This is a genomic window from Limimaricola variabilis (genome assembly GCF_014195545.1).
Lineage (GTDB): Bacteria > Pseudomonadota > Alphaproteobacteria > Rhodobacterales > Rhodobacteraceae > Limimaricola > Limimaricola variabilis.
In genome coordinates, this window is the sequence record NZ_JACIBX010000037.1 from 1 (window position 1) to 1,031 (window position 1,031).

Sequence of the window (1,031 nt, forward strand, 5' to 3'; positions counted from 1 at the left end):
GGGCGCGCGCTACTTCCAACTGCGACTCTTGTTTGAAAACAATGCCCTATCAAGCAGGAGTTTTCCAGTATGGGACGTGTATACGCGCAGTTGACGCTTGAGGAGCGCCGCAAGATCGAACGCTGGCGCCATGCCAGGGTGTCCGTGAACGAGATGGCGCGGATATTGCAGCGTCACCGCTCGACCATTTTCCGCGAGCTCAGGCGCAATCATTTCCAGGATCCCTGCATGCCCAAGGTCGTGGGCTACTTCGCGATGGCCGCGCAGTTGAGAACCAGCGATCGTCGGGCGCGGCAGCGCAAGCTGATCCGCCATTCGCAGCTGCGTGACCAAGTCGTCGATCGGATCAAGGACGGCTGGACCCCGGAGCAGATCGCCGGCCGGATGCGCATCGAGCGCGCGCCGCTGCGGGTCTGCCAGGAAACCATCTATCGCTACATCTACGCCAAAGAAGGCATGCGCGAAGAGCTGTGGTGGTATCTCCCGACCCATCGCAAGGCCCGGCGCCCGAGACGCGCCCGCAAGCGTCGCGCGCCGAAATTCCACCGCGATGTCAGCATCCTGTTTCGACCCGAAGCCGTGGCGCAACGCTCCCAGTTCGGTCACTGGGAGGCTGACTTGATGCTGTTCCGGCAGCGGTTCGGCTCCGCCAACGTGACCTCGCTCGTCGAGCGCGTCAGTCGGTTCACCGTGCTGCTGAAGAACGCCGACAAGCGGACCCGACCCGTCATGGACAAGGTCATCGCGGCGATCCGTGCCCTGCCCCAACCGGCGCGCAGATCGATCACCTTCGATCGGGGCAGCGAGTTCGTCTCGTGGCCGCATCTCCAAGCCGAGATCGGCACGAACAGCTGGTTCTGCGACCCCTCCGCGCCTTGGCAGAAGGGCACGGTCGAGAACACCAACCGCCGTGCCCGCCGCTGGCTGCCCCGGGAGCGCGACATCGGCCAACTCTCCGACCACGACATCCGCGAGATCTGCGACCGGCTGAACGCTACGCCGCGCAAATGCCTCGGATGGAGAACCCCCGC

The 1,031-nt window shown here is 64.4% G+C and carries 1 protein-coding gene; it reads left to right on the forward strand.

Going from position 1 to position 1,031, the window contains the following annotated elements; genetic code table 11:
* Nucleotides 1-69: 69 nt before the first annotated feature.
* Nucleotides 70-1,031, forward strand: a 962-nt coding sequence (locus FHS00_RS17560) for an IS30 family transposase (protein WP_183475391.1), incomplete at its 3' end; no start/stop codon positions are given.